Raw genomic sequence first — 18,656 nt, 5'->3', positions numbered from 1 at the left:
ACTATTTCTTCTTTCTTAAAACCAATGCACTGCGAGCAGGAATATACAGTTTCAGCCAACCTTTTCCTTCTTTCTCATAAAGTGGATCGGCTAAAGTAACGTGCTTTACATTCTCATCAACAAAGCCAAAACCGCCATATTCCCACGAATCGGTATTCAATACCACATTGTAAACTCCATCAGGAACGAGGAAACCATAATCGGAAAACGAGCGTGAAGGCGAGAAGTTGAAGACAAACAGCAAATCGTTACGACTGAAAGCCAATATTTGGTCAAGGTCGTCGTGCCATACTTCTTGCAGCGGCGTATCGTTAAAGTTCGGCTCGCTCTTTATAACTTCCAGCATTTTCTTATCAAAATCGCCAAGAAAATGATAGCAGAGTTCCTTGTTGTCTACTAAATTCCATTGACGGCGTGCATACTTATAGCTCCAACCATTGCCTTCTCGGGGGAAATCAATCCATTCCGGGTGTCCAAATTCGTTACCCATAAAGTTTAAATATCCACCATTGATAGTGGCAGCGGTAACCAATCGTATCATTTTGTGCAATGCAATACCACGCCTTGCCCTGTCGTTCTCATCGCCTTTCTTGAAATGCCAGTACATATCGGCATCTATTAAGCGGAAAATAATCGTCTTGTCCCCGACCAAAGCTTGGTCGTGCGACTCGCAATAAGATATTGTACGTTCGTCGCTACGCCTGTTCTTTACTTCCCAGAATATAGATGAGGGCTTCCAAGCTTCGTCGGGTAATTCCTTTATTGTTTTTATCCAATAGTCGGGAATATTCATTGCCATTCGGTAATCGAAACCATAACCGCCGTCTTTAAACTTTGCTGCTAATCCCGGCATACCCGAAACTTCTTCGGCAATGGTTATGGCGTGGCTGTTTACTTCATGTATTAAGCAATTCGCTAATGTAAGGTAGCAAATGGCATTGTCGTCTTGATGTCCGTTGAAATAATCGGCATAGTTGCAAAATGCTTCGCCCAAACCATGGCTATAATACAGCATTGATGTAACACCATCGAAGCGGAAACCGTCGAAATGGTATTCTTCAAGCCAGTATTTGCAGTTCGATAGAAGGAAATGTAACACTTCGTTCTTGCCATAATCGAAACAAAGCGAATCCCAAGCAGGGTGTTCGTGGCGTTCGCCGGGATAAAAATATTGATTAGGATCGCCGGCAAGGTTTCCCAATCCTTCTATTTCGTTCTTTACAGCATGCGAATGAACAATGTCCATAATAACCGCAATGCCGTTGGAATGTGCTTCATCGATAAGTTCCTTAAGTTCTTCCGGTGTGCCAAAGCGAGAGCTGGGTGCAAAAAACGAACTTACATGATAGCCAAAACTTCCATAATAAGGGTGTTCTTGAATTGCCATAATCTGAATGGCATTGTAGCCTTCTTCTACAATTCGAGGCAATACGTTCTCTTTAAATTCAACATAAGTGCCCACTTTCTCTGCATCTTGCCCCATTCCAATGTGGCATTCGTAAATAAGAAGTGGAGATTTGTTTGGCTTAAAGGTTTTATGTTTCCAATGATATTCTTCTTCAGGACACCATACTTGCGCAGAGAATATTTTTGTTCCTTCATCTTGAACAACTCGTTGTGCCCATGCAGGGATACGCTCTCCTTCTCCCCCATTCCATAACACATACATCTTGAACAAATCACCATGATGTATTTTCTTTTCATCAAGTACTAATTCCCAATCGCCGGCAGTACCTTCTATTCTTCTGCATTGGTAATCTTCGCTGCGTTCCCAATTATTAAAATCACCTATTAAATATAAATTTGTGGCATTGGGTGCCCATTCACGGAATATCCATTTGCCGTTTACGTTATGCAATCCGTAGTAATTATACCCGTTAGCAAATTCGGAAAGGGTCTGCTTCCCTCCGTCGGTAAGTTCCTTAATGCGTTCCATGGCATGCTTATGTCTGCCGGAAATAGCTTCGTTAAAAGGAGCCAAATAACTATCATTCTTTACTATACCCATCAACTGAGTATTGTCTTCTGCCCTTTTTGCAGCAGTTGCTTTACCCTGAACCTTCATAACCATTTCGTTTTTGCTGTTAATTGTTGTGTCGAATACCATTTTCGTAATAACCCTGCGCGACTATTTTACCATTGCGGTCGGTTTCTGTAAACTTTCCGTCTCGCACATCATCACGGTAAGAACCTTCAAAACGTATTCCTTTTTTATCTTGTTCTATGGCAGCTCCGTTGCGCTTTCCATCGCGATACATACCACGGAATTTGCTTCCGTCTGCATAATGGATTATAATTTGACCGTCCATCTTGCCATTACGGAACTGCCCTTCAATAATATCTTTATTCTTTTTGGTCAGCTTTCCTTGCCCACTTTGCAAACCATTCTCCCAGTTTCCAACATAAACATCGCCATTGTTCCAAGCCATTGTTCCGAGTCCGGACCTTAAGCCCTTCAAGAAACGTCCCGTATAGTGCTCACCATTCTTATAACGCAATATACCTTGTCCTGTTCGTTCATCATCAAGGTAGTCGCCTTCGTATATGTCGCCGTTGCTAAACTTATACACTCCCTTTCCGTTGCGTAGGTCGTTCTTCCAATCGCCATTATATTCCTCGCCACCATGGTAGATGTAAACGCCTTTGCCTTCTTTGACATTGTTTACCCAATTGCCCACATAGGTTGTGCCATCGCTCCATACAAAGCGGCCGTGTCCGCTTTTAACATCGTTCTTCCACATTCCATCATAATACGCTCCATTGGCAAATGTGTAACGTCCCATACCATTTCGTTTGTCCATATCCCACTCACCATTATATACGTCGCCATTGTAATAGCGCATTATGCCACGTCCTTGCTGATAATCCTTGTACCAAAGTCCGTCATATACATTTCCGTTCTTAAACGTAAATACACCTTTGCCGTGTTGTTGGTCTTGAAACCACTGCCCTATATATTTTTCTCCGTCTGAGAAAGTATAAGTTCCTTCGCCCTGACGTTTTCCTTTTACAAATTCACCTTCGTAAACATCACCATTCTTATAAGTTGTTTTGCCACGTCCCGATGGTTTGCCGTTTGCAACATTTCCCTTATATCGGTCGCCTGTTTTTGAAACAATAGATTTTATTTCTCCACTTTGCGCCATAGCAAAGAATGGCATTACTGAAAATATTATTGTGATATACAGATTCTTCATTTGCATTTATAATTGTCTTTAATTGCAAAGATACACTTTTCAAGTGGCTTTTCCAAGAATCTAAACCTTTTTTCACTTATTTGCCCAACACATTACAATTACATATTCGGAATGTATTAAAGGAACAAAGTCTATGGCAGTGGTCGTCTTTAAATCTATTAATTGGTTCTCGGATATATTTACTTTCATCTCCTGATAAGTGAGATGCTCTTCAGAAAAAAGCTTGAATGCAGCTTCTTTGGCACACCAAGCAATCAATAAATCGGAAGTTGTGGTGTATGTTTCATCTGCCCGCAGAAACCTTCGGGCTATTTTTTGTATTCTGTCCGAATGGTATTCAATATCAATTCCTACTTGTAAACGTTCTGACAAGAGTATGGCAAGAAAGCCTTTCGTGTGTGAAATGCTGATATTATACCCTTCAATCAAAGGTTTTCCATCTTCATTGTGATTCAGTATAACGTCGTAGCCCAACATTTGTTTAAGCAGTTCTCGCTCTCCTTGCTTTTCTGCTTCCCTGCCGTTTCCGATTTCAAGAATACCCAAAACAATATCTTCGGCAGGATAAGTGATGCTACTTTTCATCTTGAATCGTTACTTTGATTTTGCTAATACGAAGATTTTCAATAGCCATCACTTCAAAAAGGAAGTTCTTATAGCTTAGTTTTTCGTGCAGAACAGGAAATTCGCCCTTCAATTCAAGCAACAATCCTGCCATAGAATCGGCATCGCCCTGCAGTTCTTCAAATGTATCATCGTCCAAATCAAGTACCTTCGTAAAATCGCCGACAGATGTTTTTCCCTCAAACAAATATACTCCGTTTGATAACTTACGATAAAACGATTTGTCGTCATCGAACTCGTCGTTGATTTCGCCCACAATTTCTTCGAGTATATCTTCAAGCGTTACAAGTCCGCTCGTACCTCCAAATTCATCTACAACGATTGCTATGTGCACCTTATTATCTTGAAACTCGCGCAACAAATCATCGATTTTCTTCGTTTCGGGAACAAAATAAGGTGGTCGTATCAAGCTCTGCCACCTGAAATTAGCAGGCTTATTCAAGTATGGCAGTAGGTCTTTAATGTATAAAATACCTCGTATGTTGTCTTCGTTATCTTGATAAACGGGTATTCGCGAGTAGTTGTTTTCTACTATACACTTCAATACTTCTGCATAATTGGAACGTATATCAAGGTCTACAATGTCTTGACGCGATGTCATAACTTCCTTGGCAGTTTCATCAACAAAACGGATAATGCCTTCAAGCATTTCCTGCTCGTTGCTTATTTCGTTCTTGTTTGTCAATTCCAATGCCTGCTCTATCTCGTCCATCGACAGCTTTCGCTTTTCCTTCTTCATCATTTTTTCGGCAAAAACGCTACTGCGCATCAGCACGTTTTCGATTGGCCAAAAGAGTTTGCGGGCAATCATTATTCCGCCAACAGCATGGCGACAAAACCTTAAAGGGTTCATACTGCTATACACTTTGGGCATTATTTCGCCAAAAAGAAGAAGAAGGAAGGTAAGAAGAATGGTAGCACAGAATATTTCTACCCAAGCAACTTTAAACTCAACAATCTCTCTCAGCACGAAACCTGAAAGCATAACGATTGTTACATTTACCAAGTTATTTAATATCAAGATAGTGGCTAATGTGCGTTCACTATCGTCTCGCAGTATTTGAATGTTCTTATCGGTACTGCTTTTTGTTGGTTCAAGTTCGTCAATATCGTTTGGCGACAAACTGAAAAAAGCGATTTCAGAGCCACTGGCAAAGCCCGAAACATAAAGAAGCAGGCATACTAATATTGCTGCAACGACAACTCCTACTGTTGGTGTATGAATTTCTACGGAGGAAGTAACAAATGTAACTAAGTCGTTCATTTAAAATGGTAATTTGGAATTTTCCATTTCGTCCATCGTCGATAATGTTTCTCCACTCTCAACATTAGAACTTTCCGCTTTCTTAGGTGCAGCCAACCATTCTAAAGAGTCGGCATAAATCTCCGTGGCTTGCCGGCGTGCACCTTTCTTATCGTCGTAACTTCGGTATCTGACACGCCCTTCCACGTACAGCTTGTCGCCCTTATGAATGTATTTCTCTGCATACTTAGCCAAACTCTTGAACAATACGATGTTATGCCAATCGGTATGGTCGGGTACTTTCGTCCCATTTGCCAAAGTGTAGCCCCTTTCGGTAGTTGCCAAAGGGAAAGATGCCACACACTGGTCGGCATCATAGTAATGCACTTCAGGGTCTTTTCCTACATGACCTATTAACATAACCTTGTTCATGGCTGTTGTTTTATTGTTTACCCGATAGTGGAAATTACTTCCACATACCAAGGTATCTGAAGCTGAAGTTCTTGCCTTTGGCAGACGGGAACTGGCTACGAGAATCTACACGGTCCTTAAGGTAATCGACAATGCGGTTATAGCAGTCGATACCGGACACCGATTTGCACTGTGCAACAAATGTGGTATCACGATATTCGTGCTTTCCTGTTGCTGCAATGTAAACCACCCGCTTGAAACTAAGAGAGCCTTCGTACCAGCCATCGCGCTCTTCATTAAGATGCATTATGGTCGGATTGTCTTTCTTCAATGCCACGCCGGCTGTTCTTACAGCTTTTTTCTGCTTGAAATCGAGCATTGTTTCAGCCTCGGTCTTTATGATAATGAAATAAATACGTGGGCGTACTTTGTATCGCTTTGGATAATAAACATCGCTTTCGGCATACAAACGTATATCGTCTTCCAATTCAGGTGTAAGCTGAATATCGGGTATTGATGCTAAAAAATCTAAAGCTTCTTCAACACTATATGCTAATGTTTCGTTATCGAAATATCTTAAGTATAAATTCATTTAGTCGGTGTTAGTATGTTTCTCTAAAACTAAGAGCGGAAAACGAGACTCGAACTCGCGACCCCAACCTTGGCAAGGTTGTGCTCTACCAACTGAGCTATTTCCGCAAAACAAATAAGACCTTCTCTTATTAAGTGAAGAGGAGGAGACTCGAACTCCCACGAAGCAATTTTCACTACCCCCTCAAAGTAGCGCGTCTACCAATTCCGCCACCTCTCCAAGTATTCTGCCATATAAGTAGTAGTGCCCAGAACAGGACTCGAACCTGCACGTATAAACACACGCACCTGAAACGTGCGCGTCTACCAATTCCGCCACCTGGGCATTCGAGAACAGGTCTCTATCTACTTATACCAATATTTCAAAAAGAGCGGAAAACGAGACTCGAACTCGCGACCCCAACCTTGGCAAGGTTGTGCTCTACCAACTGAGCTATTTCCGCAAAACAAACATTTCACCAAATGCTTTAAAAGTCGGGGCGACAGGATTCGAACCTGCGACCACCTGGTCCCAAACCAGGCGCGCTACCGGGCTGCGCTACACCCCGCTGCTATCTTCATAGACTGCTCTATTCCCGATTTGCGAGTGCAAAGGTACTGTATTCTTTTTATTCCTCCAAATTTTACTATGCTTTTTTTCATACTTTCTTTATTAATAAAAGTTGCTTGCTCAACTATATTGGTAGTTTTGAGGAAGTTATACAAATACAAAAACTTCGCGTTCTATCCTCGCCTTGCCTTCATTTTAGCATTTCTGCTGTCTTTCCATGGCTTCGTCGCACCGAAAGCGCAGAAGAGTTTATGTTACGGAGAAACGGACAGACAAGGGAGCGTAGAACTTTAGCAGATAACTTCGTGAAAGGAGGAAAAGAAGGCAGAAAAATCGTAAACATTTTTCGCAAGAAAAACTATTGCGTAACCATCTTGTTATCAACGCATTGCAAAACCTATTGTTTTGCATTCTAAAACCGTAGGTTTTGCACGGTAAAACCTATTGTTTTGCATCGCAAAACCTACGCTTTCGCAACGCCAAACCGAAATTATCGTTTTTCTTCAGAATTATCTTTACAATACAGGCACCGTATTCAGCCTCTGCATTAAGCTAAAAAGGAAGCATCAACACCGTCTAAACGAATGTATATTATTTCATAAGTGGGGGGGATAACGGTGTATGAACCAAGAAGTAAAAAGACCGGAAGGACAAGTGCTGACAAATATTACTGTCTATTGGAAATGCAACCGTTCAGACCACATTAATGTATCGACAGATTTAAATTGAACACGTAAGCTATCGTATAAAACAGCTGGACGACTAAAATATACATAGGAAACAGTTTGCTGCAAAAAACCAAACCGCTTGAAATAGAGTTGTACACTTCCGACACTGTCTTTAGTTTTCCGCACGCAATGCCGTACGATAAAGAAGAAACAATGACGATGAAAGACAGAGCCGGAACAAGTCCTAAGGAGAAACTGCTGGGAAACAAACTTCCCGTAACACTCAGCAAAGGAGATTCAGGCAACATCGCGAAGATGATGCTCAATGCTATGAAGCACACGAAATCGAACAATGCAAGCCTTATCCCTACCCTCTCTCTATAACGGAAATCGGCAAACTTGTTATTCCTGTCTATCAATTTACATAATATATTGTGGAGTCCGCTTGTTCTATAGACGCCCCAAGCAATCGAAAGAAGCAACAGCCATATAAGTATATCGCTCTTCAGATTGTTCGTGAACTGCCCTACAAACCATCGAAAACCTCTGCCACTCAGTAAAGAATTAATATTGACATCGGGGAAAGCAGCAGTTACCAACCATGAACCGAACACGATTAGCAACTGCAGCACCATTAAGCCCAACGCTATAATTCCATACTTATTCTTCATCTGAATACAAGTTGTCTATGTCTATTATTCGTAATTCCAATGCACGCACCACCAAACGAGTGGCATTAACACCCTGTCCTCTACGGTCGTTGCCGAACAGTTTCTGCACGAGTTCGTTCTGGCGTTTTTCCAGACTCTTTACTCCGAAAGGCATACCGCGCAGATTTGTAATCTGTTCCTTGGTGTAACCCAAGGCCAAATGGCGCAGAAATCGCTCGTCGTACTCGTCTATCTCGTAATCGATTAATGCCTCTTGGCGCATCAATTGATTGTTGATACTGTATTTAAACTTCTCTACTATCTTTTGCAAAATAGGCTGATTGAAAACCAAACGCTTTCCGCTCATTACGCTTGAGACATCGCCTCGCGTAAGAAGTTCGCCACTTTTGAGGCAAATTCCATCAGCTCCAGCATCTAAAACGTCTACCCATAGTTTCTCGTTCAATATTTCGCCCGTGAAAATCAATACCTTTACGTTGGGATACAGCTCTTTTGTCTGACGGCAAATCTCCACGCCGATTGTCGTCGAACCACCCAAACCCAAATCCAGCAATACCAAGTCGGGCAACTCTGCCTTCATCAGTTTCCAATAAGCCACTTCGTTTTCGGCAGTGCCAATAATATGCGCTTCCGGTATTTCGTTACGAAATATGCCTTCTGTTCCTTTAAGTTCCAAAGGCACGTCCTCAACAATGATTACTTTAAAATCTTCCATATCCTTTATTATTCTTTCTTTGCTCTTGATAATGTTATACTTAATGTAGTTCCCTTGTCGGTATTGTGGGCGACGATACCACAACGATGGCGATTGAAAAATTCTCCGTTCTCGCGTACAATCTGCCTGCATATCATATAAGGTGCATGCTCTATGCTTGGAACAAATAAGTTTGCACAGGCTTCGTCGGACAGTTGCAGTTGCGACATATACAAATGGAGGGTTAAATATTCGGGCGATAAGCTTTCCACATCTACTTTGATGCGCTCGCTTGCATCTTGTTTCTGCAACAATTCAAATAGGTATTTCAGCAAATCTGCATCGCCCAAGACGGCAAATTTTCCCATTTCCGGCGATGAGAGTTCCATGTTTTTGGCAAGCAGTTTGCCTACTTCTATGCGCCCATACGATGGTTTAATTACCGAAACTTGGTGCATAGCCTGCATACTCAACATGGAATAGAGTTCCTTATAATATACTGACAGCTGGTCAATCGTTTCCAATTCGGCGTCTTTCTCGGAAACAAGCTGACTTATTCTTGAAGGATAGTACATTGTTTCGTGCTTCAACGTAGAAAGACAATTATCCAAAATATTGTTACTTACGTGCAGTTTGTTGTTCTCAAACTCCATTCTGCGCAATTCGTCTTGCGCCAATTCTATGTTTGTCGAGCTTGTATTATAACTTTCAATAGACTTTTTCAGTGCCTCGTTAATCTTCTTTGTTATCTCTTTCAAACTCTCCGGGAATTTGTTGGTTGCAATGGCACTTATCGCTTTTTGCTTTTCAACGGGCGTTCCGTTGCTTAAAAGTATTGCGTTTATTTGCCGAATATTCTCAACATACGATTGGAAACGAAATCGTTGTCGATAATACATAAAATAATACAGCGGAAATATGGATAAAAGAAGCAATATCAACAAAACAATTGCTACGTTTTTGTTCGATTCCGAACGTTGCATCATACGACAATATTCGCCCAAATTCTTGTCGGCAGAGTTTTCTTTAAATAATAATGTATATACATTGTTGTTGTATCTGTACAACGCCCAGTCGTGAAGTGCCAATGCTGCGACTGCGCTCTCGTTACGAATGTCGAGTATAATGCTGAAGTTTGTAGGCACATCATCGTACAACCATTGCACTTCGGCAGGTGTAATATTGTCGTCGGCAATACGTTTCATCAGATGTCTGCCATTGGGATTTAACCGTAAATAATACTTATTCAAGTAGTAACGACAGGTATCGGCAAAGTCTAAAGTTCGTTTATAATCTCCTTTAATATTACTGAAGTAAGCCGAATCGGCATACATATTGGCTATATCCAGCTCTCTTAAAGAACTGTTTTGCCCGTTTGCATTTGCATTTACAGGCGTATCAGGTTTATTTGCATACGAAAGTAAAGAGGTAGAGAGCAGGCAGAGCAATGCCAAAATGCGGACAATTCCTTTCGGAAGACGGAAATAGAACCTGCTGCCTTTGCCCAATCTGCTTTCTGCACCTATCGAACATACGGCAAACAGCTTGCTTACTTTCTTATATTTATTAATGATGCCATTGCAATTCATAAGCCCAAAGCCGTGCGAGTTTGTTTCCTTGTTGTCCACGATTACCTTTCGGTCGAAGATATGATGCAATGCTTCAGGCTCAATCCCTATCCCCGTATCTTCCACAGATATTTCAATAAAATCTGTTTCTTCCTTTGACGATATGGAAACCGTTCCCCCTTCAGGCGTAAACTTGCGAGCATTTTCTGCCAGTGTGTTTATCATGAACAACGTAAGTACCCTATCGGCTTTTACAATGTTCTGCGTTGGCTCTATGTTTAATGTTATTCCTTTCAGTTCAAAAGCCTTTCTCGACTTTGCAACAACATCAAAAACTTGTTGCAACGAGAAGCTCTCAATGTGCAAAGAGAGTTCTCCTTGTTGCAATTGAATCCACTGCGTCAATACATTATTATATTTATTGATGTCGTCTGTAAGTTCTGCAATATAGGCATACCGTTCGTTTCTTAATGCTTCTGTCCCATTGTTGGTTTTCAATTGATTGATTTCGTGAATCATTCTATCAATCAAAGGATTCAGTGTATTGACGAGAAATAACTTCGCACGCTTCTCTATGTTCCGCTTTTTATTCTTTACTACGTTGGTGTGCGTTATATAAGATGCTTCTTGAACCTCTTGATATTCTTCCTCAAGGTCGTCAAGTTCTTTCTCGTTTCTTACTTGCCACTCTTTCAACGGTAGCAGTAAATCGTCTAAAGAGTTGCCGTTTGGATTTCTTTTCTTTAAATAATGGAACAGCAAAAGCAAGCCCAATACCAATGCTATCATTAATAAGACGGCAACTATCATAAGATTCAGCTGTTGCGAAGTTGATTCAAGGATTCCCGCACGCGACTCCAAATACCTGTCTTGACGTGTTTGTTCCTGCAAGTCGAGATAGATATTGCGGTTAAAGTCGCTGCCTTGCTTGTCGTTTACAGCTGCATAAACCACGCTCAATTGTTCGCGAATGGAAGCAACCAAATCGGGTGCTTGATTGATAGCCTTGTTCTTTTCCAATGCATCTTGCAAACAAATAATGGCAGACGGATAATTGTTGATTTGCCAATAACACGATGCCAACGTTCTAAAAGCACCTGCTATTTGATACACATCACCATATCTTATAAACAAATCGGCAGCTCTTTCGGCTAAGTTTCCTGCCAATAAGCTGTCAGAAACATTGTCTGTATTGATAAAGCGAATAGAAGCATGGTTGTCTTCTATTAGCTTATCACGCATTTCAGGTATAATAAGGTGTTCGCTTAAACCTTGCAACGAGTTTGCCTGCCAATATATATAGCCGTGTTGTTGTGCTGCCATGAAGCATCGCATTAAATATTCAAACTCTTGCTGGCTGACTTCTTGCTGCGTCCCCTTGCTTAAAACACCACCGGCACCAACGTTATAAAGATAATTAAGATATTGTGCCGTGTCGTCGCGAGCTATCAGTCTTCGTTTATATCTTCCATAGCTTGCGCCGATTGTGCTCGCAAGCCCACATAATAATAATAGGTGGAAGACACAATACTAAATTCGGAATTGGCATAAACCATTCGTTTTCGCTGATGTTCGGTAAGCAGTTTCTCCTCTTCGGCAATGCGTTTCTGCCTTCTAATCGCCTTTTCTCTAAAGTCATAGAAGTCTTTATTCTTCGATTCTCTTTGACACAGACGCATCAACTGAACGTCGGCAATCAGCAGTTCTACCTGATTATCCGTTATGGAAAGAACACTATCTAACTTCTCGTAAGCACTTTTATAGTTCATTCTTACCATATCAACAAAAGCAAGATTGTTCAATGCCTCCGCCTTTCCGGCATCATAGCCTTTTGAAAGTTCCAAAGCACGTTTGGCATACACGTATGCCGTGTCTATATTTCGATAGTGGAAAGAATAGGAAATGCTATTCAACCTATCCACTTTAGCTCTGTCTACCCGTGAACAAGCCGAAAGAAAAGAACATAAAACCAATATAAATATAATTATAAGGTATGTTCTTGGTTTATGTTTCGTCGTTTGTAAGATAACTTTTATATTTGATACAAAAATACAAAAGATAATCGGATAAAATACCAAATAGTTTCATTTTTATATTGTTTTGACTGAAAAAGAGTCGTCAATACACCTTAATTCCCAACTATTATTATTATTTTTGCAGGAAATAAAATAAGAAAACGCCGTATGGGTGATAGAATAAGAATAAAAGATATAGCTGCAAAAGCGGGCGTGAGCGTTGGTACTGTGGACAGAGTTCTGCACAAACGCCCTAACGTATCTAAGTCTGCATTGGAAAAAGTAGAGAAGGTTCTGAAGGAAATAAACTACCAACCCAATGTTTACGCAAGCGCATTGGCATACAACAAAAGCTATACTTTATACTGCATATTGCCCAAACACACCAGCGAAGCCTACTGGCAAGAGATTGAAATAGGGGCTATAAAGGCTGTTGAATTCAGATGCGACTTTCATTTGAATATAAAGTTAAAGTATTTTAGCCGCCTCCAACCGGAGTCGTACTTAGAGGCTTGCCGGACATGTTTGGAAGAAAAGCCCGACGGCGTCATATTGGTTCCAACAACATTAGAGGCTACAAGGGCTTTTGCCGATGAACTTCACAAGCGCAATACTCCCTTTGTTTTGTTAGATTCATATATGCCCGACTTGAAGCCACTGTCGTTTTACGGGCAAGATTCGTTTCAAAGCGGATATTTTGCTGCAAAGATGCTAATGCTGATAGCACAAAAAGAAAAGTCGATAATGCTGATGAGGCAGACCTTCGAGGGGAAAGTTACGAGCCGACAGCAAGAAAACCGCGAGGTAGGATTTCGCAATTACATGGAAAAGTTCTATCCGAAAGTTGAAATAAAGGTACTGGACTTGCCTATGGGGGAAGACAAAGCAACCTACAATGCGATGTTGGAAGACTTTTTCACTGCCAATCCGGACGTCCGTCATTGCTTCACCATCAATTCAAAAGCATACATTGTAGGCGATTTCATTTTAGAAACAAACAGGAAGAACGTGCAGATTATGGGCTACGACATGGTTCCCAGAAATGCAGAATGTATGCGAAAAGGCAGCATCTCCTTCCTTATCGCACAACACGCTTACCAGCAAGGCTTTTCAAGCGTGGACACATTGTTTCAGAAAATAGTATTGAAGAAAGAAGTCCGACCCATCAACTATATGTCGATAGAACTCTTATCGAAAGAAAACATGGACTTCTATCACCGCACACGAATTTAGGATTTCTAACCGAATGATATAAACCGAGAGAATAAAAATGGACATCATACAACGCAATTTCTTTAAACTTATCCGTTCGGGGGCTTTCGACGACAAGTCGGTTATTGAAGTTATGTCGCCGTTTAAATGGAGAAGACTCTACGAAATTGTGCTGTTTCAAAACGTGCTCGACTATTTTGTGCGTGGCGTAAATAACCACGCTAACGACAAGAACTTGAACTTGCCGGCCGCACTTATCGAGGAAATTCAGAAAAAGTTAGACGAACAAGAAGAAAAAAAGACAACCGAAAACGGCATAAACCTTAGCAACGGATTGCTGAACAAAAAGTATCACAAGATAATACACAATGAATTGCACAGCATTGACACATCTGTTGAAACGTTAGAAATTTTGAAACTCATCGTTTCCAACACAAACGCAATGCTCAATCACGGCATTAATCTTGACAGCATCATAAGATTGGGGCAATATTTAAGGAAGAAAGGCGACAAAGTAGACTTCTTAAAGTTGGAAGGTTGGCTGTCTTCGCTCCATCTACAGCGTATGGCACAACTCCAAGGCAGCATTCTCATTGCCGTGTTTGGATTTGAAAAAGACGAAATCGACTTCGTGAAAAAAGAAGAACCGATAGCTTACAAGCTGACAATAAAGATAATCTCGAACCTTGTTAAAGACACTGCGGGTGAATGGCATTTCAGGCAGAACTCTGCAGGTTTCGTGCAAAACAATGGCAAGATGTTGCGCAGAAACCTTCGCAGAAGCTACAAATACATAAACTATGCGCCATTGGAAACAACCAGCAACTTCATTAACGGCTTTATCAGAGGACTTTCTGAAATAGAAGAATAACGTCTCTTTGTTTTCGATGAACATGCCTGCGCACCAACAAAACAACTCAGCAATTTACCAGTGGGGCACATTTCTTCCTCTTGTGTAAACAAGACGATTTAGTAAAGATATTTTCTTTAAAAAGCGATAACTGCACTTTGACGTTGCGAAAGCGGCTGTTTTGCAATGCGTTGATAGTAAAAAGGTTACACGACAGATATGTCTGTGAAGAATATTTACAATTCCATCGCCTTATTTCTGTCCACAAAACAAGAAGAAATCTTTCTGTTTATGGAATGGTCGGGCGATACTATATCTCGCATACCGAACCCCTGCTTCTCCGACAGTGCGTTGCTGTTCTACTCGTAATCGTCTATTACGTTGTTCATCATATCCATCATCGGCTTTCCGGTTTTAGCTATTTCGATTAGCTTCTCCTTCCATTTGTTGCCTTCAAAGAAATTGTCGGGGACTTTCACCCAGCAGCAATAATCTTTCATACGAAGATATTGAGCAAACTCATAGTCGCGCGGAAAGCCTTTCGGAATGGTTTTCAAAGCTGCCAAACCAAAACCTTTTTCAGAAACAGCGTTGTCCTCCCATTGTCCGTCGTTAGGATAACCGAAGGTCTTTATAAACTTTCCGTCTTCAACAATCTTGCGCCATTGGTCGATATTCGCCATTATCTCGTTGCGGCAAGAAGTAAGAATATTGGTTGGCAACCAATAAGAACCCACTGCAACCAAGCAGTTGTTCGGCTCTAAATGAATATAATAGCCGCCCCGCAACGCCTTTCGTCCCTTTGCACAAATATAAGCACCAAAATGTCGTTTGTACGGACTCTTGTCGGGCGAGAAACGTGTATCACGATAGAAACGATAGGTGCAGTCTTTTACTTTCAAGTGGGCTATTTCGCTGTCGATTGCCGTTAAAGTTGTTATGGCTTCTTCAACGCCTGCTTCGAACTCTTTTCTTACGGTTTCGTATTCGGGTTTATGTTCTTGAAACCACTCTCTATTATTGTTGGCAGCTATGTTCTTTAAAAATGCCAATATGATTTTCGTGTTCATTTTTATCTACTTATTTAGTTTGCTATTATCCATATTCTTGGGGCAGAAGAACTCAAACGGGCATTTTTCGCACATCGGACGCAGGCTCTTGCAGATATACCGACCGTGCAAGAGTATCCAATGGTGAGCCGAAGACACCTCGTTCAAAGGGATATTACGCATCAAACAGTCTTCTACTTTACGTGGCGTGTTGGCATTGGCAGGCACCAATCCCAACCGATGACTGACACGGTAGACGTGCGTATCTACTGCCAAAGTCGGCTTTCCGAACCATACTGCCTGCAACACATTTGCGGTTTTTCTCCCTACTCCGGGCAGTTTCACCAGTTCGTCGGGGTCTGAAGGTATTTCGCCGCCATATTCGTCTACAACCATACGCGCCATTTCAACCAAGTGTTTTGCCTTGGAATTTGGGTAAGAAACGCTGCGCACAAGTTCGAAAACGTCTTCAACCTCGGCAGCAGCCATAGTTTTCGCATCGGGAAACTTGGCAAACAAAGCGGGAGTAATGGCATTTATGCGTTTGTCGGTGCATTGGGCTGAAAGCAAAGTGGCACATAATAACTGGAAAGCCGAACCGAACATAAGTTCGGTAGATACTTCGCCAACGTTCTTCCTGAAGTAATCTAATATATAGTCGTAGCGTTCTTTTCTTGTCATCTTGTCGTTTATCATTTCTTTCTAATGCGAGACAAAGGTACAAAAAGTTATTGAAAATTTGGTGTTTTGGCAAACTTAACGTACTTTTGCACTATAAATAACAAACACGTAGCATTATGACAACACCTATGATAGGATTGATTGCCTTACTCGTAATTGCAATAATCGGTTGGGCAATAGCAGAAGCAAAAAGCAAAGCAATAGAATTTACACACTCTAAGGAGGAAGAAGAGGGGTACGAAGAGATGCGCGAAGCATACGAACACGATGGCGGCAAGGAGCTGTCGTTGAAAGACTTGCTGAAAAAAAACTATACCAGAGGATATAAATCTATCTGATTTTCCTTCCATTTTCCTTTGAATGTGTTTGTTGCTATTTTAGCAAACAGAACACAAAGAGCCGACTCTCGTATTGAGAATCGGCTCTTTGTGTTTCTGAAAATTACAAGTTCTGCGGTACGAAACATCAGACGGCTTTCCGTGCAACAGCACTTTGTACTCCTTCACTTAACGTGAATTCGGTACGAAGACAGCAGATTAGAAAGGTAATCTCGCAGATGTTTTTAAGCAAGTCCGCTAATGAAACAGCAAGAGCTTTTCGGTTTAATATTGTAAAGATAATTCTGTTAAAAAGTGATATAATCGCTTTGGCGTTGCGAAACCGTAGGTTTTGCAATGTAAAACCTACGCTTTTACCGTGCAAAACCTACGGTTTTGGAATGCGAAACAATAGGTTCTGCAACGCCTTAATAATGAGAGCGTTATGCAACGGATATACTTATGAAAAATATTTACACTTTTATTGCTTGTTTTCCGTTTATAAAATGAGGAATGGAGGGGTAGCGATGTAGAGAGCTAAAGAATTCTTTCTACTCGGAAAAGTGAAATTATATGCTTCTCCAAACAGCGTATCAACGAGCATTGAATTGCTTTAAATCCCAATTGGTCATTAGCGTCCTTGACCGATTTTGTTCGATTGTCGAAGCAGATGTGCCGGCATTTCATCGAAGGCATAGTGGGCTACGGCGAGATGGAATGGCTGCGCAGATGCCGGCAAGCATACGAAAGCAGTAAGGAAGAGCATGACACTAATAACAAATCTAAGCAAATGCGTCCTAATGAACCGATTTGGGTTAAACTTTAGATACTTCTTTATTCTATCAATCGCTATGAATCTTATTTTTCATTCATTGGTTAATTTCTGTAATTCCTCATCAAACTTCTCTGAACGAATGTACCCCACCTTTCTCTTATTCATAGGCGACTTAGCCATTAAACCAATCGTAACCAATCCCTGAAGATCAGTTCTAGCAGTCTTAGAGGTAACCCCAAATCTATTAGTCAATTCTTTAACAGTAAAGATGGAGGTAGGTCTTTCGTTTAAAATCTTAATTATTTGCGCTTGACGCTCGTTGATTTCTGTGATTTTTCTGAAAGTAAAAAACTCCTTTTGTTCTCTCATCTTTTTCTGTAAATACATTTTCAATTCTTCATAAGCTTTCTTCATTACTACAAGATTGTAGTTTATGAAGTACGACAAATCTAAATCGTCATTCTCTGTATAGAGAAACGCCTTTTCGTATTGACTTTTACTCCTGCAAATAATTCTTGATATTGACAAATATTCTGTTAGCCAATAGCCTTTTTTCAGCAAATACCAATAAACCAGTGCTCTTGAGGTTCTGCCATTGCCATCTACGAATGGATGAAAAAACGCCAACATAAAATGTATGATAATGCCTTTTACTATCGGGTGTATGAAGGGCGAATCCGATTCGTCATTGGCAAAATCACATAATTCTTTTAGAAGTTCAGAAAGGTTACTGGCGTCAGGGGGAGTATGAGCTATCTCACCTGTGATATTATCCATCACATAGATATTGTTGTCGTTTCTGAACTTCCCCTCGTTTTCAGGATTATCCAGCGTCTTGCTTGAGATTAATTGGTGAATCTTTTTCAAATAGTCAAGGGTCATCGTCTCTGTTTTATGGTCAAGCAGATACCTAATGGTTGCATAGTTATTCACTATCATTTGTTGACTCTTATTTACCGGGTTTTTCTGCTGTCTCAATATCTCTTTGGCTATTTTTCTTGTAGTAGAAGCTCCTTCCATTTGGCTTGAAGCAATTGCTTCTTCCATTATAGAACTTACAAGGTACTGTTTTCTATCCTTATCGGGTATAATACTCTCTGCACCGAGATTGCCACCAAAGTTCATATCAAATTCATGGAGTAACGCTTGCATTCTCCCTGTAATCGTAAAATGGAAAACATACTTATCAAATTCTAAGTTAATAACATTCATAGAACGTTTTATCTTTACGGCACTCCATAGTATTTTAGGTTTTATATCGTTTGGAGATAGATACTTTACCTTGTCCCAGTATAAATAATTGTCATCGATTTTGGTGAAAAGATCCTTATACTTTTGATCCTTAAACAATTTAAAAGCCGATAGAATATCGTTTTTCTGTAATTTGGGCGTACTCTCTATCATATTCTTGAACATTACTGAATGATGTTGCAAAGATAGTTCATTTATATGAATTCTTCGAATAATTAAGGGGAATTTCTTTTAAATTCCCCTTAATTACTCATTAATTACTCATTGTGGCACAAATACTCCCCCCAAT

General features: G+C 40.7%; 18 protein-coding genes and 5 tRNA genes. 4 read left to right on the top strand and 19 right to left on the bottom strand.

The features are described 5' to 3' along the window. Window position 1: 1 nt before the first annotated feature. The 15 genes from JCM15124_RS01485 to JCM15124_RS17045 form a co-directional block, all read right to left on the bottom strand. The gene (locus tag JCM15124_RS01485) at window positions 2-2,065 is read right to left on the bottom strand and encodes an alpha amylase C-terminal domain-containing protein (protein ID WP_024998000.1); all 2,064 of its coding nucleotides are present in this window, start codon (window positions 2,063-2,065) and stop codon (window positions 2-4) included. Between the two features lie 19 nt (window positions 2,066-2,084). After that, window positions 2,085-3,197: an MORN repeat-containing protein gene (locus tag JCM15124_RS01480; RefSeq protein WP_024997999.1), complete on the bottom strand. Its 1,113-nt coding sequence runs from the start codon at window positions 3,195-3,197 to the stop codon at window positions 2,085-2,087. A 72-nt stretch (window positions 3,198-3,269) separates the two neighbouring features. After that, window positions 3,270-3,782 (bottom strand): 4'-phosphopantetheinyl transferase family protein, encoded by a 513-nt coding sequence (locus JCM15124_RS01475; protein WP_024997998.1) that lies wholly within the window; start codon window positions 3,780-3,782, stop codon window positions 3,270-3,272. Beyond that, window positions 3,772-5,085 (bottom strand): gliding motility-associated protein GldE, encoded by a 1,314-nt coding sequence (gene gldE / locus JCM15124_RS01470; protein ID WP_024997997.1) that lies wholly within the window; start codon window positions 5,083-5,085, stop codon window positions 3,772-3,774. Before gldE ends, JCM15124_RS01475 begins: the two co-directional genes overlap by 11 nt. Next, window positions 5,086-5,496 carry a single-stranded DNA-binding protein gene (locus JCM15124_RS01465; protein WP_024997996.1) on the bottom strand — a complete coding sequence of 137 codons (411 nt, stop codon included), beginning with the start codon at window positions 5,494-5,496 and terminating at the stop codon, window positions 5,086-5,088. It lies immediately after the preceding gene. A gap of 34 nt (window positions 5,497-5,530) precedes the next feature. After that, window positions 5,531-6,067 (bottom strand): hypothetical protein, encoded by a 537-nt coding sequence (locus JCM15124_RS01460; protein ID WP_024997995.1) that lies wholly within the window; start codon window positions 6,065-6,067, stop codon window positions 5,531-5,533. Window positions 6,068-6,101: 34 nt separating this feature from the next. Continuing rightward, window positions 6,102-6,174 (bottom strand) — tRNA-Gly (locus JCM15124_RS01455). 28 nt (window positions 6,175-6,202) lie between these two features. Beyond that, window positions 6,203-6,286 (bottom strand) — tRNA-Leu (locus tag JCM15124_RS01450). Window positions 6,287-6,311: 25 nt separating this feature from the next. After that, window positions 6,312-6,391, bottom strand: a tRNA-Leu gene (locus tag JCM15124_RS01445). A gap of 45 nt (window positions 6,392-6,436) precedes the next feature. Next, a tRNA-Gly gene (locus JCM15124_RS01440) sits at window positions 6,437-6,509 on the bottom strand. A gap of 31 nt (window positions 6,510-6,540) precedes the next feature. After that, a tRNA-Pro gene (locus JCM15124_RS01435) sits at window positions 6,541-6,614 on the bottom strand. 705 nt (window positions 6,615-7,319) lie between these two features. Further along, a complete protein-coding gene (locus JCM15124_RS01425; RefSeq protein WP_024997993.1) occupies window positions 7,320-7,955 on the bottom strand; it encodes an AbgT family transporter in 636 nt (211 codons plus the stop codon). Further along, window positions 7,945-8,670 carry a DUF5932 domain-containing protein gene (locus JCM15124_RS01420; RefSeq protein WP_024997992.1) on the bottom strand — a complete coding sequence of 242 codons (726 nt, stop codon included), beginning with the start codon at window positions 8,668-8,670 and terminating at the stop codon, window positions 7,945-7,947. Before JCM15124_RS01420 ends, JCM15124_RS01425 begins: the two co-directional genes overlap by 11 nt. Window positions 8,671-8,678: 8 nt before the next feature. Next, window positions 8,679-11,666: an ATP-binding protein gene (locus tag JCM15124_RS12815; protein ID WP_306303122.1), complete on the bottom strand. Its 2,988-nt coding sequence runs from the start codon at window positions 11,664-11,666 to the stop codon at window positions 8,679-8,681. Then, window positions 11,666-12,139 (bottom strand): DUF5112 domain-containing protein, encoded by a 474-nt coding sequence (locus tag JCM15124_RS17045; protein ID WP_306303119.1) that lies wholly within the window; start codon window positions 12,137-12,139, stop codon window positions 11,666-11,668. The genes JCM15124_RS12815 and JCM15124_RS17045 overlap by 1 nt, the downstream gene beginning before the upstream one ends. Window positions 12,140-12,400: 261 nt before the next feature. On the opposite strand from JCM15124_RS17045, the gene JCM15124_RS01410 reads away from it, so the two are divergent. From JCM15124_RS01410 to JCM15124_RS15680, 3 genes are all read left to right on the top strand, one after another. After that, a complete protein-coding gene (locus JCM15124_RS01410) occupies window positions 12,401-13,465 on the top strand; it encodes a LacI family DNA-binding transcriptional regulator (protein ID WP_024997991.1) in 1,065 nt (354 codons plus the stop codon). Between the two features lie 37 nt (window positions 13,466-13,502). Continuing rightward, window positions 13,503-14,315: a hypothetical protein gene (locus tag JCM15124_RS01405; protein ID WP_024997990.1), complete on the top strand. Its 813-nt coding sequence runs from the start codon at window positions 13,503-13,505 to the stop codon at window positions 14,313-14,315. 198 nt (window positions 14,316-14,513) lie between these two features. Continuing rightward, complete coding sequence (locus JCM15124_RS15680) at window positions 14,514-14,663, top strand: hypothetical protein (protein WP_156930593.1); 150 nt, start codon at window positions 14,514-14,516, stop codon at window positions 14,661-14,663. On the opposite strand, the gene JCM15124_RS01395 is transcribed toward JCM15124_RS15680, so the two are convergent. Together JCM15124_RS01395 and nth are read right to left on the bottom strand one after the other, a co-directional pair. After that, the gene (locus tag JCM15124_RS01395; RefSeq protein ID WP_024997989.1) at window positions 14,654-15,364 is read right to left on the bottom strand and encodes a DUF2461 domain-containing protein; all 711 of its coding nucleotides are present in this window, start codon (window positions 15,362-15,364) and stop codon (window positions 14,654-14,656) included. The two genes, JCM15124_RS15680 and JCM15124_RS01395, sit on opposite strands and share 10 nt — an antisense overlap. A gap of 6 nt (window positions 15,365-15,370) precedes the next feature. After that, on the bottom strand, window positions 15,371-16,024 hold the full coding sequence (gene nth, locus JCM15124_RS01390) for an endonuclease III (protein ID WP_024997988.1): 654 nt from the start codon (window positions 16,022-16,024) through the stop codon (window positions 15,371-15,373). A gap of 116 nt (window positions 16,025-16,140) precedes the next feature. On the opposite strand from nth, the gene JCM15124_RS01385 reads away from it, so the two are divergent. Further along, on the top strand, window positions 16,141-16,362 hold the full coding sequence (locus JCM15124_RS01385) for a hypothetical protein (RefSeq protein ID WP_024997987.1): 222 nt from the start codon (window positions 16,141-16,143) through the stop codon (window positions 16,360-16,362). A gap of 610 nt (window positions 16,363-16,972) precedes the next feature. Here JCM15124_RS01385 and JCM15124_RS15675 read toward each other — a convergent pair. Both JCM15124_RS15675 and JCM15124_RS01375 read right to left on the bottom strand, forming a co-directional pair. Continuing rightward, window positions 16,973-17,131 (bottom strand): hypothetical protein, encoded by a 159-nt coding sequence (locus JCM15124_RS15675; protein WP_156930592.1) that lies wholly within the window; start codon window positions 17,129-17,131, stop codon window positions 16,973-16,975. 75 nt (window positions 17,132-17,206) lie between these two features. Continuing rightward, window positions 17,207-18,520, bottom strand: coding sequence for a Fic family protein (locus JCM15124_RS01375; protein ID WP_024997986.1), 1,314 nt, complete (start codon window positions 18,518-18,520; stop codon window positions 17,207-17,209). Between the last annotated feature and the right edge of the window lie 136 nt (window positions 18,521-18,656).

The sequence above is a fragment of the Prevotella falsenii DSM 22864 = JCM 15124 genome, assembly GCF_000613945.1.
GTDB lineage: Bacteria > Bacteroidota > Bacteroidia > Bacteroidales > Bacteroidaceae > Prevotella > Prevotella falsenii.
This window is presented reverse-complemented; position numbering and strand designations above follow the sequence as displayed.